12 protein-coding genes are annotated in these 26,647 nt (G+C 61.9%); 7 read left to right on the forward strand and 5 right to left on the reverse strand.

Translation table 11 applies throughout. The features are described from left to right. Window positions 1-69: 69 nt before the first annotated feature. On the reverse strand, window positions 70-1,749 hold the full coding sequence (locus ACYQ6J_RS10580) for a hypothetical protein (RefSeq protein ID WP_460184152.1): 1,680 nt from the start codon (window positions 1,747-1,749) through the stop codon (window positions 70-72). Between the two features lie 463 nt (window positions 1,750-2,212). Between ACYQ6J_RS10580 and ACYQ6J_RS10585 the strand changes: the two genes are divergently transcribed. Beyond that, on the forward strand, window positions 2,213-3,352 hold the full coding sequence (locus ACYQ6J_RS10585; RefSeq protein WP_460184153.1) for an LptF/LptG family permease: 1,140 nt from the start codon (window positions 2,213-2,215) through the stop codon (window positions 3,350-3,352). A gap of 90 nt (window positions 3,353-3,442) precedes the next feature. On the opposite strand, the gene acpS is transcribed toward ACYQ6J_RS10585, so the two are convergent. The 4 genes from acpS to ACYQ6J_RS10605 form a co-directional block, all read right to left on the reverse strand. Then, window positions 3,443-3,862 carry a holo-ACP synthase gene (gene acpS, locus ACYQ6J_RS10590; RefSeq protein ID WP_460184154.1) on the reverse strand — a complete coding sequence of 140 codons (420 nt, stop codon included), beginning with the start codon at window positions 3,860-3,862 and terminating at the stop codon, window positions 3,443-3,445. Between the two features lie 228 nt (window positions 3,863-4,090). Further along, window positions 4,091-5,059, reverse strand: coding sequence for a tryptophan--tRNA ligase (gene trpS / locus ACYQ6J_RS10595; protein ID WP_460184155.1), 969 nt, complete (start codon window positions 5,057-5,059; stop codon window positions 4,091-4,093). Window positions 5,060-5,124: 65 nt separating this feature from the next. Beyond that, complete coding sequence (locus tag ACYQ6J_RS10600; RefSeq protein ID WP_460184156.1) at window positions 5,125-6,147, reverse strand: dihydroorotate dehydrogenase; 1,023 nt, start codon at window positions 6,145-6,147, stop codon at window positions 5,125-5,127. 191 nt (window positions 6,148-6,338) lie between these two features. Beyond that, window positions 6,339-8,039: an L-lactate permease gene (locus ACYQ6J_RS10605; RefSeq protein ID WP_460184157.1), complete on the reverse strand. Its 1,701-nt coding sequence runs from the start codon at window positions 8,037-8,039 to the stop codon at window positions 6,339-6,341. Between the two features lie 585 nt (window positions 8,040-8,624). On the opposite strand from ACYQ6J_RS10605, the gene ACYQ6J_RS10610 reads away from it, so the two are divergent. The 6 genes from ACYQ6J_RS10610 to ACYQ6J_RS10635 all read left to right on the forward strand — a co-directional run bounded on the left by ACYQ6J_RS10610 (window position 8,625) and on the right by ACYQ6J_RS10635 (window position 26,396). Then, window positions 8,625-9,752, forward strand: coding sequence for a formylglycine-generating enzyme family protein (locus ACYQ6J_RS10610; protein ID WP_460184158.1), 1,128 nt, complete (start codon window positions 8,625-8,627; stop codon window positions 9,750-9,752). Window positions 9,753-9,872: 120 nt separating this feature from the next. Next, window positions 9,873-11,162 (forward strand): Gfo/Idh/MocA family oxidoreductase, encoded by a 1,290-nt coding sequence (locus ACYQ6J_RS10615; protein ID WP_460184159.1) that lies wholly within the window; start codon window positions 9,873-9,875, stop codon window positions 11,160-11,162. A 387-nt stretch (window positions 11,163-11,549) separates the two neighbouring features. Continuing rightward, the gene (locus ACYQ6J_RS10620) at window positions 11,550-13,889 is read left to right on the forward strand and encodes a heavy metal translocating P-type ATPase (protein WP_460184160.1); all 2,340 of its coding nucleotides are present in this window, start codon (window positions 11,550-11,552) and stop codon (window positions 13,887-13,889) included. Between the two features lie 201 nt (window positions 13,890-14,090). Beyond that, the gene (locus tag ACYQ6J_RS10625) at window positions 14,091-14,879 is read left to right on the forward strand and encodes a 3-ketoacyl-ACP reductase (protein ID WP_460184161.1); all 789 of its coding nucleotides are present in this window, start codon (window positions 14,091-14,093) and stop codon (window positions 14,877-14,879) included. Between the two features lie 346 nt (window positions 14,880-15,225). Continuing rightward, window positions 15,226-18,732, forward strand: coding sequence for a hypothetical protein (locus ACYQ6J_RS10630; protein ID WP_460184162.1), 3,507 nt, complete (start codon window positions 15,226-15,228; stop codon window positions 18,730-18,732). Then, window positions 18,729-26,396: a hypothetical protein gene (locus ACYQ6J_RS10635; RefSeq protein ID WP_460184163.1), complete on the forward strand. Its 7,668-nt coding sequence runs from the start codon at window positions 18,729-18,731 to the stop codon at window positions 26,394-26,396. The genes ACYQ6J_RS10630 and ACYQ6J_RS10635 overlap by 4 nt, the downstream gene beginning before the upstream one ends. The last annotated feature ends 251 nt before the right edge of the window (window positions 26,397-26,647 follow it).

Below are 26,647 nucleotides of genomic sequence, written 5' to 3' on the forward strand. Positions count from 1 at the left end.
CTGGAGACGACAAGCCGCCGCACAGATGCCCGCGACGTGCTGCCGCCGCGGATCGTCCTCCGCCGCCGTTTATCTCTTGACCTTTTCCGGCACGGAAAACTCGATCGAAGTCTCGCCCGTGCGGCGACTCAGCAAATCCGTCACGGACAACCGCAACGCGTAGCGCCCCGGCGTAAGTTGCGGGGGTATCGACAACTCGCACCCGATGAAGAAGTCGCGTCGAACGCGGCGGCAAAACTCTTCATTGGGCGGATATTGGTAGTCCGCCACCACCCTCCCGCTCTCATCGAGGATGCGATACGAGCTTTGCCAACTCGTCCGGTAGCCTTGGGCGGTCGACTCGCTCTTGAGGTTCTCAATTTCGGCGTAGAGCAGAACCTGTCGGCCGGGCGAGAATTCGTTCTTTTCGAACGGATCGTACACGCCCCAGCTTTGGACGGCGGTTACGAACGCCGGGTTGCGAATCTCCAAGGGACAGTTTTCCTGAAGGCGCTGGAGCGCGTCCTGTAGGTATCGCTGCGCCTCGAGCGTGGAGACTTGCCCGATCTCAGCGTCGCCGCTCGGAGTATCCGTAATCATCAGCGACAAGCCGAAAAAGGTCTTGGACCAAAAGTCCTGCATGTTCGGCGGCAATCCGGCCACGGGTCGGACGGCGCCTTCCCGATCCGCCAGCGCCAGGTTCAGAAGTCGGAGTCGCAATTCATCCTGCAAATTCGATCCGCCGGCGTCCGTCTTGATCCGCGATTCGAGTTGCCATCTGGCGGAGTTGAGCAAATAGCGCCAGTCTCGCTCGGCGGGGTTGGGCGGCAGGGGGTTCGCCGTGCTTTCGACCTCCGGAAAGGTGGGACGAACGGAACTCGCGGCGACCGATGGTTGCGATGACCCTATCTCCGAGGCACCCGGCGTCTGAGTCGTTGCCGATCGCGGCCAAGCGTTCGGCGACGTCCCGGCATTCGGCGTTTCGTAACCCGGGCTGGGAGTCGAAATGGTCGCGGTCGTCGGCGAAACGGTTGCGTTCTTCGGCGGGGGCGGCATGATCGCGACCGCCGGAGCTGCCTCTCCCAACGCGGCCCCCGACTGCGGTTGATTCTCGGAGCCCATCCCATCGTTCCTCTGACCCTCGCCGCCCGCGCTGCCGCCGAAAGACAGCGCACTATTTGTAGCCGGAGAGGACAAAGCGGCTTGGACCACCGACGCGTCGTTTCGGTCGTCCCGGGTCGGTTGCGAGCTGGCCTCCCCCTGCCGGGACGCTTCCGTGCGGCGGTAGGCCAGCGTGGCACGGAACAATTGAACCACGGCAGGCCACAAATGCGGAGGCGTGCGCTGCAAATCGTCGATGAGACGCTGCCTCGTCGTGGGTTCCAACGGTTGGGACGCCTCCAATTCAGCAATCAAAGACTGAATCGTGATGTCGCCCGTGCCCGCCTTTTCGTCTTTCACCTCGCTCGCGGCCACCGATGCCTTTCGGCCGATTGCATCCCCTTCGCCGACGTTTTGCGTCGCATCGGGTTGCAATTGAAGCGGCTTCGTCTTCGCTGAACCGTTGCCAACTTCGGAAGCTTTCGAATCGCCCTCTTCACCGATGTTGCCCGAAACGTCTTTCTCCGCGGGCCCGGCGCTGGAGGTTGTCGGCCCGGAACCGCTAGCCGGATGGAGTCCGCCCAGCGGTATCGTGGCGCAGCCCGATGCCCCCGCGACCATGGTCGCGATGAGCGTCAAGACGGTGAGGCTGGTGTTTCGGGTTGCCATGGCACTGTCGATCCGTGGATTCCGGGCGGGCGAATGTTAAGAAAACCGCCGTCTCGATTCAAGGCAAGAAGGTGTATTTGAGTGCGTGTCTTCAAATCGGGCCGCACAAGTATTCTCTCCCTCTGAGAGAGGGTGAGGGCGAGGGCAGCGCGGTCAAGTAACCGAGATATTCTTGTTGCAATCACAACGGTTACCCTCACCCGGCGGCGTCGAATGCGATACAGCGTCTCACTATCAATCACCCAACAGCAAGGCCGCGCAGTAATCTTTTCCAAATCTTGCCCAAACCGTACAATCGGACCACGCCAATGATGAACCCTCTCTACAGAGGGGAATCTACAATACCCTTGGGGACCATGACGACAAACGAAATTATTCGCGAGGAAAACGCCTCGCCTTCCCGGATCAACGAAGCCGCCTTCACCGATAACCGTCCCTCAGACAGGATGAATAGCCGTCGGTAATGAACATCTTTACCCGTTACGTGTTGTCGGAACTGCTGCGGATATTCGGCTTGGCCTTGGTCGCCCTGACCTTTCTTCTGGCCATAGGCTTGGGGGCGCGCGAGGGTCTCAATCGCGGCATGCCGCCCGCCCTCATCGTCCGCATGATGCCGTTCATGCTGCCCGAAATACTGGGCATCACCACGCCGATCGCCGTTCTCTTGGCGATCAGTCAGGTCCTGGGGCGAATATCGGGAACAAATGAACTGATCGCCATCCGCTCCGCCGGTTTGTCGCCTATGGTTGTCGTTCGCCCCGCGATCGTCTTCGCATATTTCATCAGCCTCTTCACCGTTTGGTCTTACGACCTGGCGGCGACATGGGGCAGAACCAACGTGCGCCGCGTCGCCGTCGAGGCCCTCGAAGAGATCGTGTACGCCAAACTTAGACGCGAAAAGGGCTACGAATCCGACAAGTTCGTCATCAAGGTCATGGGATTGGACGGCAAGCGTCTCATTCGCCCCACCATCACAATCCAGACCGATCCGAACCAGCCGCCGGTGGTTTTGCGGGCGGAGCAAGCCGAGCTATTTACCAACGTGAAAGCGGGAATCCTGACCATCGTCTGCCGAAAACCCGTCGCGGAAATCGGCGACGCCAGGATGACGGACTCCGAAACGCTGACCCAAACGATTCCCTTGGAGACGCCGCAACCCAGTCTCCACCGGCAGTGGCTCAGCATGGCCGAAATCCCCGCCGCCGTAGATCAACTGAGGCGCGAAGTCGAACAATTGCGCCTCTATCTTCAATCCGCCGGGGCCGAAAAAGAACAACGCGCTGCGTGGCAGGCCCAGATTCAACAGTTGCAGACCCGCATCCGTCAACTCCAGACCGAACCTTACCTCCGCTGGGCGAACGGGTTTAGCTGTTTGTGCTTCGTCCTGTTGGGAAGCCCGGTCAGCATGTACCGTCGCAGCGAAAACCTATTGACCAACTTCTTTCTCTGCTTTCTGCCCATCTTGATCATCTACTACCCCATGTTAATGGCGGCCAAGGAGTTGACGACTTCGGGAGCGTTACCGCCGATCGGCTATTGGGCGGCCAATCTCAGCATCGCCGTGCCCGGCGTATTCCTGCTCTACCGCTACTGCGAGAGCTAGAAACCGACCGTCCGACGAGGGAACGCGATCCCCCTGTTACCCCGCGTGAAGCGTTTCGATACTCGGCGCCGGCGGGAGAACTCGCGCCGCTCATTGCGATTCGGCGCCGGTGGGTCGCTCGCGCCGCCTTTCGCCGACGGCAACGGCAAAGGCGGTGGCGTGGCTGCGACAATGCGAGATGCTGATTTCGATGCTCGATACGCCCAAGAATTGGGCCGCCTGCAAGGCGCCGTCGCGGAGCACCACTTCCGGTCGCCCGCCGGGACGATTGACGATCTCCACGTCGCGCCAACTGATCCCCCGCACCCAACCGGTTCCCAATGCCTTGAGCACAGCCTCCTTCGCCGCCCATCGGCCCGCGAAATGCTGCGTGGCCTGTTTCCGGCACTGGCAGTACATGATCTCCGCCGGAGTGAATACCCGTTGGAGAAACAGTTCACCGTGGCGCTCGATCATGCGTCCGATGCGGAGGCACTCCGTGATGTCCGTACCTATCCCAAGAATGTCCATGGGAAACCGATATCCCATCCATCAAGCCGCTCGAAGGTGGACCTAAAAAGCCGCCATGTTGCCATTATTCTTCGCCTTCGCGGCCTCGGGCAAGCAAGGCACTGCTGAGATTGCCGACCAAGGCGCTGGACCCCGGAGAGGAAAGTCGTGATCGGCAGACCGATTGAAGGGACGAACAAGCATCGGTGACGGCAGTCGTCGCCAAAGCGATGAACGACGCACGCCGCCTCAATACTTGATGCCGCATGCCGCTTGGGCCCGATGCAGGACTTCCGCCGCCCGTTTCCTGGCCATCGCGGCGCCGTCCCCCAAGATCTCGCGAACCTTCCGCGGCGACTTTTCCAACTCCTTGCGGTATTCGTACGCTTCGGCAAAGTACTCCAGCGCGGCGTCCGCCAGCGCCTTCTTCACGTCGCCGTAGCCGAATCCGCCGCGACGGTACAGGGCCGCCATTTCTTCGCGGCGTTTCTCATCGACGAAAAGGGAATAGAGTTGGTACAAGTGATCCGACTCGGGATTCTTCGGTTCCGACACCGGGCGGGAATCCGTCTTGATACGCATGACCGCCTTTCGCACGGAGGCCGGTTCGTCGAAGACGCCGATCGTGTTGTTATAGCTTTTCGACATCTTCTCCCCGTCCGTGCCGGGGATCTTGGCCGCGTGCTCCATGATCTTCGCCTTGGGCAGAACGAAAACCTCGCCGTACAGATGATTGAAACTGCCGGCCAAATCGCGACACACCTCAATATGCTGCACTTGATCTTCGCCGACCGGAACGGTGTCGGCGTCGTAGGCCAGGATGTCGGCGGCCATCAAGACCGGATAGGTGAACAGTCCGGCGTCGGCGGGAAGCCCCTTCGCCTTCTTATCCTTGAAAGCGTGGCATCGTTCCAGCAAACCCATGGGGGTTCGCGTCATCAAGAGCCAACAAAGCTGCGTCACTTCGGGGACATCGGATTGAACGAACAGCGTGGCGCGATCGGGATTGATGCCCAGCGCAAGCAGATCCGTTGCCGCGTCCAGCGTATATTGGCGAAGAAGCTGAGCGTCTTCCACCGTGGTCAAGGCGTGGAGATTCGCGATGAAGTAGTAGGCCGCATCCGCTTGGTTCTGTAGTTCCACATATTGGCGGATGGCCCCAAAATAGTTCCCCCAATGAAAACGCCCCGTCGGTTGGATGCCGGAGAGTACGATCATACCGTTGGAATCCGCTTGAATACTTAATCACCAACCCGATTGAATATTTCCAAGATCATCACTTCTCACCCGTTGCCACTCCGCGCGGAAGGGACTCCCGCCTGGTCGGAAGCGGAGGGAACCGCGGCGGCGCAGGTCTTCCCAAGACCGCCGGGCGTCCGAAACGTGCCCACCACGTCCGACAGCCTTTCGGCCCCCAGGGTCCGTAGCGCATCCGGCAGTCGGTCCAGGATCTCGATGACCGCGTTCGGACGATAGAAGGAAGCCGTGCCGATTTGAACGGCATCCGCACCCACCACGAAAAACTCCATGCAGTCATCGACGCCCGCAATACCGCCCACGCCGATAATGGGGATGGTCACCGCCTGCTTCAACTGATAGACCGCCCTCAGGGCGATCGGCTTGATGGCCGGTCCGCTCAGTCCGCCCAATACGTTTCCCAACCGGGGAACTCGTCGCCGCCAATCGACAGCCATGCCCAGGCACGTATTGATGGCCGTCAAGGCGTCGGCCCCGGCTTCCTGGGCGGCCAAGCCAATCCGGACGATGTCGGTGACATTGGGTGTCAATTTAACAAAAACAGGAAGGATGGTCGCTGCGCGAACCGCTTCCACGACCCGACGACACATGGCGGCGTCCGCTCCGAAGTCCACCCCTCCGCTGACGTTCGGGCAAGAGACATTCAGCTCCAGCGCCGTAATGCCGGGGCAGCCATCGAGTCTTCGCGTCAATTCGGCGAATTCCTCCACTGTCTTTCCGGCAATGCTCACCACGATGGGCACACCTATCCCCGTCAAATATGGGATATGGTGGGCGAGAAACGTTTCCACTCCGTCGTTATCCAAACCAATGGAGTTTAGCAAACCGGCGGGCGTTTCCGCCGTTCGGGGAGGCCTATTCCCTTTTCTAGGATGAAGCGTAATCGTCTTCGGCACGATCGCGCCCACCCGGCTTAGGTCCAGCACGTTTTCCATCTCTTGCGCATAGCCGAACGTGCCCGATGCCACCATGATCGGGTTCGGGAAACGCGCTTTGCCGATGGTAACGGAAAGATCCATGAGGTAACCGATGGACGCGGGGGATGGCATCAGCCGAGCGCCTCGCGGCAGCCCAAACCGCAAGTCTTTCACCCGGCATCTCACCCCGCCGCAAGAACCGCGGAAATTTTAATCTACCGCATGCGTCTCAGAGTAACAACGGGCGACCGTCTCGCGGAGGACCGGCAGCGAAGACCGGTGGGCGGTCTCGGATCGCCGGGAGCGTGGGCGGCGCACGCGTACTACGGGAGGAACCACAGCAACATGGCGAACAACCCGGCAGCGCTCAGATAGTAGACCGTCGGCAGCAAGGTCTTTCGAATCACCAATCCTTCCCGACCGAGGATCCCCACGGTGGCCGCCGCGGCCACCACGTTATGTACGCATATCATGTTGCCCGCCGCACCACCCACCGCTTGTAACGCGACAACCCCCACGGGATCGAGACCGCTTTGCAGCGCCACGCTGAATTGAAAAAGAGAGAAAGTCATATTGCTAATGGTGTTGCTCCCGGCGACGAAGGCCCCGAACGCGCCTACAGACGCGGCTACCAGCGGCCACGCCCCGCCCACCAATTGCGAGACCGTGGACGCCAATTCGTGCGGCATGCTCCGCAGTCCCGCCAAATTGACGTCCGATTGCAGGAACACCCGTACCGCCGGCACCGCGAACAGCAGCACCGTCCCCGCTCCAAGCGTCCCGGCCAATGTTTCCCGAAAGGCCGATCGGACCGCCGCCGCGTTTGTCTTCAGCAGCAGCGCGGCCATCCCGACGGCGATCAAGAACGCCGTCCCCGGCGAAAGGACCGGATTCCAGCGGACCTCGATGTCGGCTCCCGCCGTAGCCGGGCGATCCAACACTTGACGGAACTCCGCGCGGCTCAGGACTGTGCGAACCGCCGGAAGTTGAGACGCCACCAGCAAGCCGGCCACGATGATGTACGGCACGACGGCTAAGGCCGGATGGCGGCGAAAGGCCGTCGCATCGTCGTTTTCCGCGGTGTTACGAAAATCGCTCCGCCACTCGATCGGCCACGTTTCGACGGGCGCGAAGTCCCATGACTGCTTGGGCACGAACCACCCGCGCCGGGCCGCCGTCACCGTCAAAACGGTCGCGCACAATCCGCCCAACAGCGACGGGAATTTCGGGCCGAGCGCGAGGCCGAATGTCACATAAGGCAGGCAGAACGCAACGGCGGCGAAGAGGCAGAATCTCCATGCTCCCAGACCTTCTCGCCACGACCGTCGGGCGCCGAAGAAACGCGTCATCATGCACACCATGAAGAGCGGAATCAAAAGCCCGATGACGGCGTGCAATACGGCGACATAGCCCCCGATCGTGAACAGCAACCTCTCGTACGCAGCTTCGCCTTGGAGTCCGCCCCAGCGGTCGGCGTGCGCAGCCAGGTAATCCAGCACCAGGGGCTGATTCTGCAACCCTTTATTCACGCCGATCAGGATCGGCGTTCCCACCGCACCGAACGAGACGGGTGTGCTCTGAATCGTAACCGCAGCGATCACGGCGGCGAGCGGGGGAAATCCGAGGATGACCAGCAACGGTCCAGCGACGGCGGCGGGCGTGCCGAATCCCGAAGCCCCTTCGATGAACGTGCCGAAGGCCCAGGCCGTGATCACCACCTGAATACGGCGGTCCGGCGTGATGTTTGCAAAAGCGGAGCGAATGGCGGCGACGGCGCCGGAATGCTTCAAAACGTAGAACAAGAGGAGGGCGCCGAAAATGATGTACAACAAAGTCGCCGCAATGAACACGCCTTCCACGGTGGCCGCGTACATGCGCCCGAGCGGCACCCGCCAAAAAAGCCCCGCCGCCAGTAACGCGGCAAGATAGGCTGCGGGCATGCTGCGGCGGGCCGGCCATTTCCAGATCACCAAAAGGCCGAACACCAGCAGGAACGGCAAAATCGCCACCAAAGTGTTGAGCACGTTTCTCGCCTCTCCGAGCAACACGACCGCGCAAGGTCCCGTTTTTTCGCCGCCATTCTATTTACCGCCGCCACGTCTCGCCACCGACAACCGATCCGGCAACGCGACTCGGCAGTGCGTTGATCGTGCGGACCGTTACGGCTTTGCCGCCGGGCCGAGGTGGAAAAAGTCGACCGTCAGCCATCGGGTGGTTTGCGTCTTCCAACCGGGGCACTTATAATGACTGCCGTTTCATGATCGTGTGCGACGCGATTTGCCGAGCACGAACCCACCGAACTTTGCGCGGTATTATGTCGTTTTCGGCCGTTTGTGTTCCCTGTGTTCCCACCGCCGGATGCTTTCCCATGATTTGGGATTCCATCGCCGACGCAATGGGGTTACAGGCGGGGCCGATCGCACAGTACCCACAGACGCCAATTTCGGTGCGGTGATTGCGGATCGCCGGGTCGGCAGGTCATGATGGTTGAAGGGAAGGACGAAAGGTTCGCCGTACGGTGCGTTGACGTCCGCCGTTGCATAAAAACGGCGTCGCGCGCGGCGGCGAGGGTTTGTTTTTGGGACCCCTTGAGGAGAGGTCGTCGGTACATGCAACTTCGTTCGATGTTTCTCGTTGGTTTGGCCGTGGGCGCCGTGTTGGTGTGCGGTTGGAGGCTTGCCCAAGCGGAAGAGGCCGCCGGAGTGAATCCCGCCGAAGATTACGTGATCAAGTGGCTGCCGAAACCCTATCCGGTTCCCGACGCCGACGCGGCCTCCGAGTCGGAAATGAAGCCGTACACGGAGGTGATCGTCGGGACGGACATCAAGTTCGACATGCTGCCGATCCCCGGCGGCAAGTTCATGATGGGCAGCCCGGAATCCGAGGAGGGCCGCAAGGACGACGAAGGTCCCCAACACGAGGTCATCGTCGAGCCTTTCTGGATGGCCAAGTACGAAACGGTCTGGGACGCCTACGAAACGTGGTCGTTCGAATTGGACAAGCGTCGCCGCGAACAGATGCGGGAACAGGCCACCGACTGGGACAAATTCGCGGACGCCATCGCCCGGCCCACCCCGCCGTACACGGACATGTCGTTCGGTATGGGTAAGAAAGAACGTCCTGCCGCCTGCATGACCTTGTATGCGGCGCAGCATTTCTGCAAGTGGCTGTCGGCCAAGACCGGTCGTTACTATCGGCTTCCCACCGAAGCGGAATGGGAATACGCTTGCCGTGCCGGTACGACCACGGCGTATTCCTTCGGCGACGATCCCGAGGATTTGGATGACTACGGTTGGTACTTCGACAACAGCGACGACAAGTTCCACAAGATCGGCGAGAAGAAGCCGAACCCGTGGGGCCTCTACGACATGCACGGTAACGTGGCGGAATGGGTGCTCGATCAATACGTCCCGGACGCCTATAAACGCTTCGCCGGTCAGACCGTTAAGAATCCGTTGATTCCGGTACAGAAGGAATTTCCGATCACGGTCCGCGGCGGTTCCTGGGCGGATGACCCGGAATTGCTGCGGAGCGCTGCTCGCCGCGGTTCGCACCCTGACTGGAAGATGCAGGACCCCCAGATTCCGCAGAGCATTTGGTATCTCACCGACGCCCCTTTCGTGGGCTTTCGCGTGGTGCGACCGCTGCGACTCCCGACCGAGGAGGAAGCCAAGATGTACGAACCGGATCCCGAGATCTTGCGGAATTATCGCAAGGCTCAGGGCGGCAAGTATTGATCGATGATCGGCTAGGGCGTGCCCAGCGGGGTTTGTGCGCTGGTTTGCGTCGTATTCACTGCCGCCGGGCGGTGAGTGTGTTTTTGGTTTTTTGCAACAGATGAATCAGGAGATGCGGCAATGAACGAGAAGTTGACATCGGCCTCTCGGCGAAGCTTTCTGAAGAGCTCCGCGATTTTGGGCGGCGCGGCCATGACCGGCCTCAGTCTTTCCCGCTCGGTGCACGCCGCGGGCAGCGACGTGATCAAGACGTGCTTGGTGGGGTGCGGCGGTCGCGGCAACGGCGCCGTCCGCGACAACCTCAAGGCTGCCGCCGAGGCCGGCATTAAAGTCCAGGTGGTTGCCATTGCCGACGCCTTCGAGAGTCGGGCGAGGGGAACCGCCGAGAACCTGCGCAAGGAATTCGGCCGCGACATCGTCGATCTGCCCGACGATCGCGTGTTCATCGGCCTGGATGCCTATAAAAAGGCGATCGACTGCGGCGTCGATATGATGATCAATGCGTCGCCGCCGGGATTCCGTCCGTACCAATACAAGTACGCCATCGAAGCCGGCAAGCACGTCTTCATGGAAAAACCGGTCTGCGTGGATGCCCCCGGTTACCGAATGGTCATGGCGGCCAATAAGTTGGCCGATGAAAAGGGCCTGAAGGTGGGCGTCGGTCTTCAACGCCACCACCAAGCCAGCTACATTCGGGAAATCGGCGAGATTAAGGAAGGCAAGATCGGCGATATCACGTTCCTTCGTTGTTATTGGAACGGCGGGGCGATCTGGATTCGTCGGCCCGACCCCAGCATGAATGAGCTGCAAGCTCAGGTCCACAACTGGTACCATTTCACCTGGTTGAGCGGCGACAACATCGTCGAGCAGCACGTCCACAACCTCGACGTCTGCAACTGGGTGATGGACGACCACCCGGTCGAGGCCAACGGCATGGGCGGTTGCGAGATGCGCTATCGCGGCGACAATCGCGGAGTGGGTCAGATTTTCGATCACCACTTCGTGGAATTCACCTATGCCAACGGCGTGAAGATGTTCAGTCAATGCCGGCAAATCAACAATTGCTGGAACAACGTCTCGGAGGCCGCCCACGGTACGAAAGGCTTCTCCGGTTGCTCCAGCGGTCCCGGCGGTACGAACCCGTACGTGCAGGAGCACATCGACCTCCTCAACGCCATCGTCAAGAACGAGAAGTACAACGAAGGTTATTTCGGCGCCAATAGCACGTTCACTGCCATCCTTGGTCGATTGGCAACCTATAGCGGCCAGGTCGTGAAGTGGGACGACGCCGTTCAAGGGATGCCGGCTTTGGCACCCGAGATCACCTCGTGGGATCAAGACCCGCCGGTCACACGAAATGAGGACGGCGATTACCCGATCGCACAACCCGGCGTCTACAAGCCGTACTGATCGCGGCGATGGCCGTCTGAGCCAAGGTGTCCGCCGAAACCGTCGGCGGGCGACCTCCGGTTCGCTTCGGCACGACTTTGCTTGAAGAATGGCGACCCTCGACCGATGTCGGGGGTCGCTTTGCGTTGCACCCCATGGATTTCGGCCCGACGTTACCGCCGGACCCGGTATCGAGAATATGCTCTCCCCGATGCCGACTATTGATCGCGCCGTCGGATTGGTTCAACCGTACAATTCCCAACAGGGGCGTTCTTTGATCGGCGGTTGGCCTCTTCGTATTGAGCAACCGGTTCAATCGGGAGCGATGTTTATCGCCACGTTGGGAGCTGCGGCGGAACGAACGTACGCTTGCTCAATGCGCTCACTCGTAAAGGCAGAAGCGATTTCATGAAGCAAACCGAGGAAAACTCTCGCGGCGCGGACGAGTGCGAACTCCTGCTGAATATCGCCGGGATGCACTGCGCCGGGTGCGTAGCTCGAGTGGAAAACGCCCTCCGCTCGGTGCCGGGCGTGGCCCAAGCGTCCGTGGATTTGATGACACAGCAAGCCAGGATCGTAGCGCGATCGTCCGAGGAACTATCTCCTCGCTTGGTTGAGGCGGTTCGCTCCGCGGGCTATCAAGCCGAACCTTTGGAGCGCCCTCCCCAAAGCGCATATGGCCTCCGCAGCGAATCGACCACCGATGTCGCCCCGGAATCGGAACATTCTCTTTCGCCGTGGGAACGCCAGGAGCGCTACGCCAAGGAACGCCTTCGGGATTCGCTATTCGGCCTGATCGGCTTGGTGATCGTCTTGGCGGCGATGTTCGCGCTGCCCGCATCGGGTTGGGCCGTCTTGCCGGCAATTCTCGGGGCAGGATCGGTGCAACTGTTCGTCGGCGGTCCGATCGCCTGGGCGGCCTTGCGACAACTCCGCCACGGCGTGATCGGCATGGATGCCCTGGTCGCGCTGGGAACCTGGACGGCCTTCGCCGCAGCCTTCGCCGAGACGCTGTTTCCCGGCCTATCCCTCCACGAGACCATGGGAATCGGGCACGGCGGTTCCAGCGTCTCGATGTACTTCAGCGATTCCGTAATGATTCTGTCGATCATATCGTTCGGGCGTTACTTGGAGACCAAGGTCAAAGTCCGGGCATCGAACGCCATCCGGCAACTGATGGACTTGGCCCCGCCGACGGCCTTAATGCAGCGCGAGGGTGATTTTCGCGAGACCCCGGTGGATCGTATTCCGAAAGGGGCCGTCGTTTTGGTTCGCGTGGGAGAAAAGATCCCGCTCGACGGCGTCATCGTTCAGGGAACTTCGGACATCGATGAGTCTTGGTTGACCGGTGAAGCCTTGCCCGTGCCGAAAAAGCCCGGCGAAGGCGTTTTGGCCGGAAGCATCAACTTGACCGGCCCGCTGCAAGTGGAGGTACTGAAACCTGCCGGCGAGACCGCATTGGCTCAGGTCGTCCGCCTGGTCCGACAGGTACAGTCGGGCAAACCGCGAATCGGACGACTGGCGGACCGTCTGGTGGCCTGGTTCGTGCCGGTCGTTGCGGCCGTCGCAGTGACTTCGCTCATCATTTGGGGCCCCGTTCTGGGACGCTGGGGCACGGCCCTCAATGCGCTGGTGGCGGTCTTGGTGATCGCCTGCCCGTGCGCGCTGGGCATCGCCACGCCGGCAGCCCTGATGGTCGCCGCGGGCATCGGCGCGAGACGGGGCATCCTCAACAAGAATGCGGAAGTCTTGGAAACGATGGGCAATGTCAACGTCGTCGTCTTGGACAAGACCGGGACGCTGACTTTGGGAAGACCGCAACTGGTCGGGACGGCGGTCGTCCGCGAATCCACGCCCGAAGACGTGTTGCGATGGGCTGCCGCGGCCGAGCAAACCAGCGTTCATCCTCTGGCGGCGGCCATCGTGGCCGAAGCGGGAAGACGCGGCATCTCATGGAAACCCGCCGAAACGACGGAGCTTTTGCCCGGCATCGGCATTCGAGCTTTTTTGGACGGCCGAGAAATGCTCGTCGGCGGCGACGCGGTCCTTCCCGACGGCATGTCGCCCGCCCAGGCACTCGCCCTTTTGCACGCGCCGCCAGAGGACGAAAACGGCAAGTCGAACTTGGAGGGTGAAATCCGCGTTTGGGTGGTTGGCGAAGGGCGACTTTTGGGTATGCTCCGATTCGCGGACGTTCCCGCCGAAAGCAGCCAAGAGGCCGTGGCCTTGCTTCGCCGCAGGGGACTGCGAATCGTGATGCTGACCGGCGATCGTCGCGAGACGGCCGAACGAATCGGCCGACAATTGGGGATCGACGAGATCGTTGCCGAAGTTCGGCCCGACGACAAATTCGAAGTCGTGCGGCGATTGCAACGCGAAGGGCATTGCGTGGCGATGGTCGGGGACGGCGTCAACGATGCGCCCGCCTTAGCAGCGGCCGATGTGGGGATCGCCTTGGGCGCCGGCGCCGATGTGGCCAAGGAATCGGCCGACGTCGTGCTGATTGGACGCGACCTCCGCGCGATTCCGGAGTGTTTGGCCCTTAGTCGCAACACCATGGGCACGATCTGGGAGAACATGTTTTGGGCCTTGGTTTACAATGCCGTCTTGATTCCTCTGGCGGCGGGAGTCGCCGTCCCGTGGACCGGGTTCCTGGTTCCTGCTCCCGCCGCCGCGGCGGCCATGGCTTTGAGCGACGTTTCCGTAGTCCTCAACAGCCTGCGACTGTATCGCAAGCCCCTGGCATGACCGGCATTCGGTGCATGCGCCCCGGCAAAAAGGCCGGCGTCGTCCGCTCCTCTTTTCGGACTGGGTCGCACCCGCTCCGCCTTTCGCGGATAATGTCGGTATCGTACCGGCGCGAACATCCGGCGCCCGGTGTAGGCCGTCTGCGGTCCGCTTGGATGCCCCAATCCTTTTGACCGCATCATGCGCATGGGAGGATCGGTAATGAGTGCCTCGGTGAGCGAAATGCGGTGCGCCCTAGTGACCGGGGGATCGCGAGGTATCGGCGCCGCCGTTTGTCGCAGCTTAGGTAAGTTGGGATTCGCGGTCGTGGTCAACTATGCGCGAAGCGCCGATGCGGCCGAGTCGGTGGTCGCGGAGATCCGCACCGCGGGCGGGGCGGCGACGGCAGTACAAGGAGATGTAGGACGCCGAGACGATCGGCAACGCCTGTTGGCCGCGGCATTGGACGAATTCGGTCGTCTCGACGTCCTCGTGAACAATGCGGGAATCACCTCGGTAGGTCGCCGAGATATTTTGGAAGCCACCGAGGAATCGTGGGACACCGTCTTCGACACCAACCTCAAAGGCCCGTTCTTCCTGTCGCAGATTGCGGCTAAGGAGATGATCCGCCTCATTCACTCGGGAATCGTGCCCGAGGGGTATATCATCAACGTCTCGTCCATATCGGCCTTCGCCGTATCCACCAATCGCGGCGATTACTGCATCAGCAAGAGCGCCATCAGGATGATGACGCAACTCTTCGCCCAACGCTTGGCGGACGAGAAGATATTCGTCCACGAGGTCTGCCCGGGCGTGATCGAGAGCGACATGACGGCCCCGGTCAAGGAAAAGTACGATCGCCTGATCGCGGAGGGTTATTGGCCGATCCGCCGCTGGGGTAGCCCGGACGACGTGGCCTCCGCCGTCGCGGCCATCGTGTCGGGGGCCTTCTCATTCAGCACCGGCAACTGCTTCCTCGTCGACGGCGGCTTTCACATTCGTACTCTCTGATCGCGAGGTGCTCGGCCGAGTCAACCGAAATCCGCAAAGGTCGAGAATTGGCCCGGCCTTTAGAGATGCGATCCGGTTGCATTTCACTAAGCCGGCGTGTTTGCGGCCTGTGGCACATCCTCCCGAATACGATGGCACGCGTCCCGCCCGCCGCTGGACGGCACCCACGAGCGTCTTTGCCGAAAAGCAAAGGACTGAGTAAACTGGAGCGTAGATATTGACCTTGCCGGTCGCGGGAAACGTACCCGTTTGTCTCATCGAAGGGCTAGCCGAAATCCCATAACCCCCTACTTTCAGGGGATGCACCTTGGATTGCGAGTCGATCCTCAGACAGATCCGCGACTTCGTGAGGAAGCCGTCTGCTATTCACAACCGAAGGGCGGCGTTCCGCGCTTTCGTTGGCGCGCTTTTTGTCCTGGGAGCGTTCGGGCTGACGCCGGAGCGTCCCCGCCCCAGTGAGTCGCTTCCACTTCAAAAGGCGGGGCTGTGCGGCGAGTTTTCGGTCCTGCTCGGGATCGTGCAGGGTGTGTTCGGAGAGGACGCCCCGGGGCCCGGTTCGCTTCCGCCGGGCGGCGGTTCTGCCGAAAACCCGGAAGGAACGAGCCCGCCTCCCCAGCCTGCAACACCGCCCACGCCGCCCCCGCGCACCGGACCTCCAATCACCGGTCCCGTCGTGCAAGAGGCGCAGCCCGAACAAATCTACATCCGCGATGCCGATGGCAATCTGAAACTCATGCTCGGCTGGACAATGGAACAGTTCGAGCAACTGGTCCGCATTCGCGACGGGCTGGTTCAGACCGATTCTACGCCGCGGTTCGTGATCAACGAGATCCAATTGACGGGGAAAACCGAAGGCGCCGTCGCCAGATTGACCGCCGTCATCTCGCTCCGCGTCAAGGACGCGGAAACGGTTCGCGTACCCCTGCGAATGGGCGAGGCGGTTCCCCTTAGCCCGCCGGAATACCAAGGCGGCGGCGAGATGTGGATCATCCCCAATCGGCCGGGCTGGGACTACACGGCCTATCTCCGCGGGGATCCCGCTCAGGATCACGTCATTCGTCTCGAACTGTTGGTACCCGTTGAGGACTTAGGGAACGAGCGAGGGCTTTCGCTCAGTTTGCCGGATGCGGCAGTCTCTCGGTTGCAACTCGACATTCCCGAATCGCCGCTCCTTGCGACCAATCGCGGGGGCAGCGGCATCCTGCAAGTGGATTCCCTGCCTGCGGGCGGTTCCCGGTTGGAACTGGTCGGACTGGGTCCCGCCCTCAAGATCGCTTGGCAGGAGGATCGCTCCAAGCAGGCCGAGGGCGGCACCGCTGTGGAGGTGGACGGCGAAACCTTGGTGCGATTCGGGTCCGGGAAGGTGGCCTTCGATGCTCGCCTGTCGGTCAAAACCTACGGCGGTCCCTTGGAAAGAATCGTGGTAAAGCTGCCGCCCGAATGCGATCTGGTGACCGCCGACGGAGTGAGCACCGCCTTTCGCGTGATGCAGGGCGCGCAAGCCAACGGCGCTGCGGGCGGCAAGGTGGTGGAACTGGCGGCGGAACGCCCCGTCACCGGCCCGGTGGAAATCCGTTTGACCGCGCAACGACCCGCTTCGGAGGCCGACTCCCCGGTACCGCTCGCCGGATTCGAGGTACTCGGAGCCGTCCGGCAGACAGGGCGAATCGGTCTGGTTGTACCGAACGATTTGCTCCTCTTGTGGGGAAATTCTCAGGGCGTCCGGCAAGTCGAACCCAAACGGTTGGTCGGGGGAGCGGAGGCCTCGTTCGCGTTCGAGTACTTCGGTTTCCCCTTCGATTTGAGCGTCACCCCGGTCCCGCGACGAAGCCATGTCACGGTTACCCCCAGGTACCGCTTAGAGGTCGGCGCCGCGCGAACCGATGCCGAAGTGAATCTGAGTTACGAAGTTCGTGGGGCGGAAAGCAGTTCCTTCGCGGTGGAACTCTACGATTGGGTCTTGGACGAAATCGTTCCGTCCTCCGTGATCCCGCCTGAGGGAATCATCGAAAAAGACGGCGTGACCACGTTTTCTCTTCAGCAACGGGTGATGGGAAAGCTCGAAGTCACCCTCAAGTTGCACCGCGATCATCGCTCCGACGAACAGCCCTTGAAGTTGAGTCTCCCTTCGCCGCGGGCCGATGTGGTCGTGCCCGCTGAATTGGTGGTCATACCGGCAACCAATGTGCAATGGACGCCCCGACCGTCCGAATGCGTGGGGCTGACGAGCCTCGTCACCGGCGGCAACGGCGACCGCGGCAAGAGCGCCCAACTCTTTCGCGTGCAAAAGAATCCGGCGGTCTTGGTTGCGGACTGGAAAACGCATGCGCAGGAAGTCCGCGCTCAGATATCCACGCACATCACCGTGGAGGCCGATCGAGCCAACATCGAGCAGCAGATCCGTTTTCAGGTGGCGTACGAACCGCGAACGCAACCGTGGCGACTCGCGGTTCCGGCATCGGTGCCGACGGCGGGATTGTCGGTTCTGCTGGATCGACGGCGGATTCCGTTGGACTCGTCCACCGTGATCGCGCGCGGTGATGCGACCCCAACCGGCGCCGACGGAAGCGAGGATCAGGCGACGCCGGCGACGGTGATCGAAATCCCCCTCCCCGCCGCCGTGCTGGGAGATTCCGGCGTCAGTCTTCAGTACACGGTCGCACTGCCCCAGGATTCGAACGCCAAGGAAGGGGAGTGGGTTCTGCCTCTGGTCCAACCCTTGGATGCGACGGACGTGCGCCAATCGCTGTCGCTGCAAATGGATGACGACGTTGCTTGGCGGCAGGTGCAACCTCCGTGGAGCGTCAACGATGACGCGATTCTCGCGCAGGATTCCGGCGGAGTATCCTTCTTCTCCGCGACAGGCCCCGTGGATTCGGTACGCATCGCTTGGATAAGGTCGCCGTCCGCCCGTATGGTCGCGATCGATCGCGCATGGATACAGACGTGGCTGGACCCGATTGGGCGACAAGAACGGGCCGTCTTCCGCTTCCGAACCAAATTGAACAATGTGGAACTGGCCTTGCCCCGCGGCACGCGCTGGGAGGCCGTCCAAGTCTTATTGGACGGCAAGCCTACGCAAGTCTCGGCCCCCACGCCCAAGGGCTTGATCATTCCCTTGGAAGCCCCCGCCGAGGGCAACCGACCGGTGACGCATTTTTTGGAAATCTGGTATGAACTGCCCCGGGTCGATTTGGGTTGGGGACGCCAACGCCTGGAGTTTCCCCGACTCGGCCCGGAAGCCTACGGCAGGAATTGGTACTGGGAACTCATCCTTCCGCCTACGGAGCACTTTTTGTCCGTCGGACAGGGATGGGTGGCGGAGTATCGTTGGGAGTGGCAGGGATCCGGTTGGGTCCGTCGACCCAGCCTTTCCGAAGCGGATCTGGAAGCCTGGATCGGATCGGCGACGGAATCCCGGCAGACTCCGTTGCGGGCCAATCGCTATCTTTTCAGCTCCTTGCATCCCGTGGATGTCAGTCGCGTGTTGATCGTTCGCCGAACGTGGCTGGTAACGGTCTGCTCCGGTATCGTTTTGGCCTTGGGTTTGTTGTGGCTCTATGCCCCCGCCGTTCGTCACCCCTGGTTCGCCTGGCTGTTGTTGACGGTCGTTTTGGGCTTTTTCGCGGTTCGAGCGGATTGGGGCGTGCTGGTGGCCCAGGCGTCGGCCTTCGGCGCCGCCTTGGCGGTGACGGCCTGGATGCTGCAACGAAGTCTGGCGGGTCCGCGACTCGAGCAATCCGGATGGGACGTATCCGAAGAACGGAGTGCGGCGGATACCGTCGTCTGTCAGGCCCAGCCTCGCCCCGCCGAAATGGTCGCCGCAGATACCAAGGCGGAGTCGGCGCCATGAGGTCGGAGATCGTCGATCGCCGCGTCGTCCGCGTCTCGGCCGCGCACTTGACGGCGGCATGGCTGCTCTCCTTTTCATGTTTCTTCTTTGCGACCATGACCTCGATTCGCGGTGCCTCCGCTTTCGCAGCGATCGCGACCTCCTCAACCGCCGTCGAATCTCCGTCCGTCGCTCCGCTGCCGCCCTTGCGATTTCGGCGCGTATTCGTGCCGCTCGGCGACATGGATGCCATCCGGGACCGCGTTCCCTACTATCCCATGGCCCAGGACGAATTCGAGGCCTTGCTGAATCTATTGAATCGTTCCGCCTTGGAAGACCCGGTTCGGACATATGTGGCGGCAGCGCGTTATTCGGCCGTTTTGGACGGGGAATCCTTGCGAGGAGAAGATGCCCGTCTGGAAGTGGTTCTCCGAGATACGGATCCGGCAATTCTTTCTTTCGAACCGACCAATATCGCGATTCGCGATCCGGTCTGGGAAGATTCCGCGGACCGCCAAGCCGTTCTGGGCATTGCGCCCCAGGGGGGGACGCAACTCTGGGTCACGAAGAGCGGTACCTTGCGATTCGGTTGGTCCGCCGGGGGGCGCAAACAACCGGACGGGACCCTGAAATTCGAACTTCGCTTTCCGCCCTCGCTGCGGGGTGAACTGGAACTGTTTCTGCCCGAAGCGCTCCGACTGGAGCGAATCGAAGGAGGGGCGGTTATCGCCGGCCAAGGCGGCACGGATAGTCGCAACGTCGTCCATATCGCCTTCGCCGCCGGTGCCGAATTGGACCTTATCGTCGTCCGACCCCAAATTTCGGATCACTCCGTTCCTCAAGCGGAGTACGCCGAAGAAGCGGCTTTCGATTGCTCGCTGGGCGGCCTCGATCTGATGTGGCAATGGTCCATCAGCGTGACGGGAGAGCCTCTCACGGAGCTTTCCATCGCCTTGCCGCCGGGAGTCCGGGTGACGGGCGTCGTTTTGGCCGGGAACGAACCGCGGTGGTCGGAAGAGCATACGGACGACGGTTCGCCGGGAAGACTGATCATTCGGCCCGAGTCGCCGATTGAGGGCCGAGACCGCATCCTGCGCATCCAAGCGGTGATGCCCCTTTGGACCGATCGTCGATTCGAATTGCCGGTCCTCAGCGCGGCCGGATTCGCCCGCCGATCCAGTCGCGTGGAATTGATCGTGCGTGCTCCGCTGGAGGTCGTGGACTTGACGACTCAAGGAGGGCGGGTAACCCAATCCTCCCCACTGCCATCCGATCCCGGCGGGCGTTTGATTCAACTGAATTGCTTCGATCCCCGCGCCAAAATCGGAATCGATCTCCGCGCGTTCAGTCCGGCGATCACTTGCAGCAGCGCGACGCGAACGCAATGGGGAGCGGATGACGTATCGGCGGACGCCCTGGTTTACTGCGAAAACGACCGCGGCGCCGTCTGGACCTGGACGTTGCCGCTGGCGGAAGGCTGGGTGCCGCAGCGCGTGGAGTCCGTCGAACCCAACGGCTTGGCGGATTGGGCGATCGAAACCCAACCCGACGGACGCGGCATCCTCCGCACACGGTGGAATCGAGCACTGGTACCCGAACAACCCGCCCTCCTGCGTTTGACCGCGCACCGACCCTGGAACGGTCCGCCGCCGCACCAACTCTCTTCCGGCGACTTGGTTCCCTTCGATCTCCAAGCCGCGGAGATGGGCGGAAGCCACTCCTTGAACGTTACCTTGACCGCTGATTTGGCGAGACATTGGCAACTGCGCGGCGAGGGAAAACTCGATCACGAGCGGCCTTTGGAGGTGCCGGCCTTGGAGGAGTTCCTGGCTCCGACCGCGGACCTCAAAATCCGCGATGCGACCGCCGAAAGCCGAGATTACGTCTTGAGACTTCTACCGCGGACCGTCCACCATGACGTGCAGGCCGCCTGTCGTATCCTGCTCGACGGCGACACGATCCGGCAAAGCATCCGCGTTTTTGGTCGGCGGGAGGCGTCCGACGGAGGTCCCCTGCGGATCGGTTTCGCGGGCGCGATCCCCGCCGCCCCGCACACCGAATGGCGCATGCGGCTGTCGGACAGCACCTTTGTGCCGTGCCAAGCCCGATCGATCGCTCCTCCGAGTGCTCGCCTACCGAGCGACGAGGCGGAAAGCCCAAGCGTGGGCGACGCGGGCGCATCGACGGCTTCCGTGTGGGAGATCGATCTACCGGAGGAAAGCGAGGGGGATTTCACGCTTCTGGCTTCCCGAGCAGGTCCCTTCGCACCGGGCCATCTCTCGCTCCCCTTTTTCATCGACGATCCCGACGCACCGGTCACCGTGGAACTGTTCCAAAGGGAGGGATTTGAAGCAGGGCTGACGGTCCGCGGCTTGGAAACCTTGCCAGTCGTTCTTGAAGAGCCGCCGGAAGGTTTTCTCTGGGCGGGAACATTCGCTTATACGGCAACCAAGACGAACGGAATGCGCGGAGGCCGCGGAGCCCCCGGCATCGTCGTCACGCCCGGCGAATCACCGCCTGGAAACACCTGGGCCGATCAGTGCGTCGTCCTCAGCGCCGTCGATGGGTCGGGCAGGTTCCGCCACATTATCCGCACCCGAGTCGATCGTCTTTACGCCGGCAATCTTCGCTGGAAACTGCCCGAGGCCGCGCCGGACATGCGGATCATCTCCGCCAAGATCAACGACCGCCCCGTGCGTTGGGACATTCGCGACGAAAACGGCGACCGGCAGTTGACCTTGGACACCGTGCCCGATCAACCGGTGTTGATGGTGGAACTGGAATGCGAACAACCGGGCCAAGAGGGCGGCGTCATCAAGCGGTCGCAACCGGCGGTCCCTGCGCCTCTATTTCCCGTGGCGTCCGTACGTTGGGTGCTATTCGTCCCGCCGGACATAGAGGCCGTTTTCCCGAATGACTTGACCCGCCTGAATCAGCGTTGGACCGCGTTGCCGCGGCGACTGCTGGGACCGCTGAGGCGACCGGAGGATCGTCCGCTGTTGATCTTGGAGGAAATCAACCAGGTGCTGTTTTCCGCGACCGGCGCGCCGCCGGACGCCGCAGTTCGCAAAGCGGATAATTTGTTATTGGAACTCGGGCGACAGTGTCGGCAGTCGTTCGCGCCCTCCGCCGCCACTCCCGCGACCTCCGCATCACGTGCCGCCCCCGCGACTGCGCCCATGCTCGACAGGGGATCATCGGCGGACGGTGCCCGGTCGCGATCGCAACCCGTCACTTGGGGAATGCTCTTCTCGGATTCCTTGATCGAGGCCGCTCATGGCCGGCCTCCTTCCACGCGAGCCGTCTTGTTCCTGGCCGACGCCGCGATGTTGGAGCGAGTGGGAGTGCGACCGTGGTCGCCCATTCCACAGGCCGCGATCGATCGGATTCGGCAGGCCGTATCACAAGAATCCGATGACTTGGCCCTCGGCAGGCAAGTCTTGGAGGATTTGGGGTTGATCCTGCTCATAGGTCGCCGAGCGGTGACGCTGACCGCCCGGGAGCAGCTACCTTTTCTCCGCGACGGCGACAATCTGACCTGGAGCCGCCCGCCGCTTTTCAAGCTCGTCGCCCACAGCGATTGGTGGGAGCGCTTCGAACAAGCCGCGATTCAAGACGGCAACGGCGGCATTTGCCGGATTCGAGTCTGGAATGAACTGCCTGGGTTGGAAGAAAAAACCGAGCAACCGGAACGCGGTGCATTGGATCGCGGCGCGCTTCCCTTTCAGATTCCCATTTCCAGCGGATGGCGGGCGAAGCTTCCGGCGAGTTCGTCCGTAACGATCCCCTCCGGTACGACGCTTTGGTTGATACCGCGAGCCTTCGTGGATTCCGCGCGTTGGATCGCTTTGCTCCTTACTTTTGCCGTCTGCGTCACGCTGATTCGCAATCGCCCGCGAGTAATGTGGTTCTTGGCGGCGGCGTGCGTGATCGCCGAATTGTTCGTGCCGGATGTCTTGGCGCCGCCGGTTTCGGGCATGTTTTTGGGAGCGGTTCTCGGTTTGGTGGCCGTGCTGCTTCTCCCTTTCGGCGGACTTCGCAAGGCTTCCGCTGCTAAGGGCGCGTGCCAAACCGCGAGCACCGTCTCCAAGATGCTGCTGATCGCCGCTATTTGCTTGAGCGGGTTGAAAACCGCTCGGGCGGGAGAGGCTGCCCTCGCCGAGGAACAGCCTGTCGCCCCGGTGCGGTACCTCGGCTTCGCGACCTCAAGGAACGCCTCCGCGGCGCGCTTCGTGACCGTCTCCGAGGCATCTCCGCTATCGGACGATTCCTCAAACTTCTCCCCCTTCGAAACGCCGCCGGCCAATCCCGCCACGCCCCCCTCCCCGCCCGTTGCGGCACGACCTGCGTATCGCGTGTTCATACCGACCGATGAACAGGGAAACCCCGTCGGAAAAGAGGTTTACATCTCGGAAGACTTCTATCGAGAACTCCAGCGGAGAAAGAACGTTCGATCGCAAAGCGTGGCCGCTTGGTTGCTGCTGTCCGCCGAGTATCGCGGGAGCTTGGTACCGGGAATGGAAGCGGCGAAATACGTCTTGCCCGAACTGCAAGCAGTCTGGGAGTGCGAGACCTTCAAGCCCGACGTGGAAATCGAAATTCGCGTCGGCGGAGAACAAGAGGGAACGGTGTCGGGCGGCATCTTTCTGGACGGCCGACCGGTCGCCGCCGCCGTGGAGGGGAACGTGATTCGGTGCTTGATCCCCCAGGCCGGTCGCCACCGCATTCAAACCCGAATCCAGCTCAGTTCGCAGTTGGGCGAATCCTATTCCGGCGTCCGCGTCCGCGTGCCGCCCGTCGCCGATGCCCGAATCGAACTGGCGATCTCGCCGGACATCGCCCAGATCGAGGCCGTAGGCGCGGTCGGGGCGGCTAAGCGAGATCCGGAGGGAACGCATTGGTCCGTCGATTTGGGAGCGGCCGAAGTCATCGTGCTTCGCTGGTACGATCGCCCCTCGCTGCTCGCCGGAGGGATATGCGAGGCGGACGAATTGAGCCGACTCCGCATCACCCCGGCGGGCGCCGTCTTGGACGTGTACTGGCGGATTCGCGTCGTGGACGGGCGACTGAATCGCATCCGGGCAACGTTCGAACCGGGTTTGCAATGGCTCGGCGCCGAAGGCCCCGATCAGCCCATCGCCCAACTTTTATCGGATTCTCCGACTCGACCGGTCCTGCAAATTGACTTCCCGCAACCCATCACGGAAAGCACCAATCTGCATTTGACGTTTCAGCTCAAGGAAGGCGGAGGTTGGGGCCGCATCACTTTGCCGACCGTCACGTTGCTCGACGGTTCCATCAGCAGTCGCCGGTTGGCGGTCGCCGTGGATGCCGGCATCCGGATTCAACCGGACGACATTCGCGGTTGGGACTCGATCCCGACGACCGCCGTTACCGAAATGTGGCCCGAGGCCGGGGCCGATTTGGCGGCGGCGTACCAAGCTTCCACCGGGCGAACTTATTGGGCGGCGGTGGCTGCTCCCCTCCTGCCCGAGCTTGTCGCCGATGAATCGGTACAAGTCCGCGTCGAACGGCGTCGCGCCCTTCTGCGCTGGCAATTCCTGATTCCGACGGACCGCGAGCCGCGCAGCTATTTTCGACTACGCATCCCCGCCGAATTGCGACTGCGACGGGTTTCTCTTTATTACGGTGCCTCCGAGCGCCCCGTCCGCATCGCCGATTCAAGCATCATTCTGCTTTGGAACGACCGAGAATATCCGGGCGACCGGAGAATCGTCCTCGAGGCCGAAACAACCCACCCTTCCAACGGGCCTTTCTCCGTGCCCAGACCGGAACTTCTCGACGCGCGACTCCGAACGTCGAGCTGGAACATCTACCGTTCGCCGGACACCTGGGCTGAAGTCCGCCGCGTCAACGGCTTGAGCGCCGAACCGAACCTGCCTCCCGTCTCGCAAACCTCGCCGGACGTCCCCGTCGTCACCCTTGCCTCGCGCGATCCGCAAGGCGTGGAGGTTGAACTGGCCGTTCGCCCCAACGATCCCGTCATTCGAGGAAAACGCATTCTGATCTTGCAGCGAAAGCAAGACCGCTGGATGCTGCAAGCGATGTTCCCGCTCTTGATTGAAGGCGGTACCGCAAGCGAGCTTCGCTGGATCGTTCCCTCGGGAAGTATAGCCGGGATACCGACCGCTGAAGGGGCAAGCGTCCTCCCGGCGGAAAACGGGGAAGCCTCCGCGTATCGCATCATCGCGGCGACTCCCTGGTCGGGAACCGCTGCCGTGCAAACCCAGGCGGAATTGCAACTCGATTCCGGCGGACGGCTCGTGGTCCCTTTACCCCAACTGGAAGATGTGATCTTCGAGGACACCGTCCTTCTCTTACCGCTGGAATGCTCTTTGGAGGATGAGGCGGTCGAACTGGATTCCGCTGCGATTCAAGAGGTGGCGGGCTTTTCCGGCCTGCCCCTGCCCGAGTATCGCGGCTATCGCCTCACGCCCGCCGATCTTGCGGACAGCGCGGACCGCGTCGTGGTCCTTCCCGCACGAACTCGACCGGCGCGGATCCCTTTCGCCGATGTGATCTTGCGACCGACCGGCGCGGACCGCTTCCTGGCGGTATTCGATCTTCACATCGACGTCGGCGATTGGCGCGAACTGCGAGTGGACCTACCCACCGGCGGACGCCTTCTTCAGGCCTGGCAAGAGGGAAATCCCTTGCCGATACACGCCACAACATCCCCGCGACAGGTCGGCATTCCGCTTCCCCGCACGCCGCGCGTCCGACTGCTGACTCTCGTCTTCGAGGGACCGTTCAACACCGCGAACACCGCCGACGGTTCGGCTTGGTTGGCCTTGCCTCAGTTCGACGTTCCGATCGAATCGTGCGTCTTCGCGGTCCTCGGTGATCCCCGACGCCCCTCCTTGGATTCCGCTCGATTCACTGCCGTTTCGGCTTGGGAATACTACTCGGCCTCGGCGCGGGCATGTCTCGATCGGATGTCCGAGTTGCTGGAAAATCCCTCCGAAGCCAACGAAGAAACAGAACGTCGATTCGAGTTTTGGAGGGAAGCCTTCGAATCGGCACGGCAAGCGGCCAGGGCCTTCGTCCTGTTGCATGGCAAGGGCTTGCAACAGGGGCCTTCCGCAGAGACGCGACTGGCCAACCTCGAATTGTCCGCCTCCCGAGTGCTGGAGAAAAGTCGGCAAGTTTTTCGCGAACTCCCCCAGGAACCGGTCCTCGTTGCCTCGCCCATGTTCAACGAAACCGTCCACGGTTTTCTGGAACGCGGCTTCTACGAAAGTCTCGGCGGAGACGCGGAGTACGGGACGGCAACGGAATACCCACGCGAGTTATCGTTCGTGGTTCCCCCCTCCGCCTTCGCCGACCAAGGCCGACTCGTCTTGCTCATTATCCCGATCGCCTTGCTCCTGCTATTGAGCCCGTGGGTTCCCCGACGGATTACCGGTGCCTTAGAGCAATGGCTCATGAGGTTCCCGCATCCGATCGTGGTTTTCTTCGGCGTCACTTGGTGGCTCTGGATGAACCCGCCCTTCGTGGGGTGGGTATTCATCGGTTTGGGAATCTACTTACTATTGCGGCCACGATGGCGGCCAGTGCCTAACAATGAGGCAGTGGTGCCTATCATCGTGCAGCATTCCGGCGCCGCCACGTCGAGCAAGGCCTCCGGGCTGGGAAGCACCCTCGGCCACACACCCAAGCCGTGACCCCGGGACGCTCGCCGAAACATCGCGACATAGAAACGGTTTCGTCTCGCGTTGGCGGCACGAGTCACCCCCAGGCGGGCGTCTTCATGACTGGGAATTGTCGTTCTACAGCGAGCGGAATCCCTAAAAATCGGGGAAGAAAGACTTGCTGTTCGAATCGGCGATGTGGGACGGGACTTCAAATCCCGCCCCGCTTGGCACTAGATTTGCGAGACGACGCTTTCTGACCATTGGCACTTGCCGTTTCCCCA

This window comes from Thermopirellula anaerolimosa (genome assembly GCF_054657335.1).

Coding starts and splice junctions, on each gene's coding strand:
- ACYQ6J_RS10585 (WP_460184153.1), top strand. CDS start 2,213: ATGAACATCTTTACCCGTTACGTGTTGTCGGAACTGCTGCGGATATTC.
- acpS (WP_460184154.1), bottom strand. CDS start 3,862: ATGGACATTCTTGGGATAGGTACGGACATCACGGAGTGCCTCCGCATC.
- ACYQ6J_RS10580 (WP_460184152.1), bottom strand. CDS start 1,749: ATGGCAACCCGAAACACCAGCCTCACCGTCTTGACGCTCATCGCGACC.
- ACYQ6J_RS10600 (WP_460184156.1), bottom strand. CDS start 6,147: ATGCCATCCCCCGCGTCCATCGGTTACCTCATGGATCTTTCCGTTACC.
- ACYQ6J_RS10625 (WP_460184161.1), top strand. CDS start 14,091: ATGAGTGCCTCGGTGAGCGAAATGCGGTGCGCCCTAGTGACCGGGGGA.
- ACYQ6J_RS10635 (WP_460184163.1), top strand. CDS start 18,729: ATGAGGTCGGAGATCGTCGATCGCCGCGTCGTCCGCGTCTCGGCCGCG.
- ACYQ6J_RS10615 (WP_460184159.1), top strand. CDS start 9,873: ATGAACGAGAAGTTGACATCGGCCTCTCGGCGAAGCTTTCTGAAGAGC.
- ACYQ6J_RS10610 (WP_460184158.1), top strand. CDS start 8,625: ATGCAACTTCGTTCGATGTTTCTCGTTGGTTTGGCCGTGGGCGCCGTG.
- ACYQ6J_RS10620 (WP_460184160.1), top strand. CDS start 11,550: ATGAAGCAAACCGAGGAAAACTCTCGCGGCGCGGACGAGTGCGAACTC.
- trpS (WP_460184155.1), bottom strand. CDS start 5,059: ATGATCGTACTCTCCGGCATCCAACCGACGGGGCGTTTTCATTGGGGG.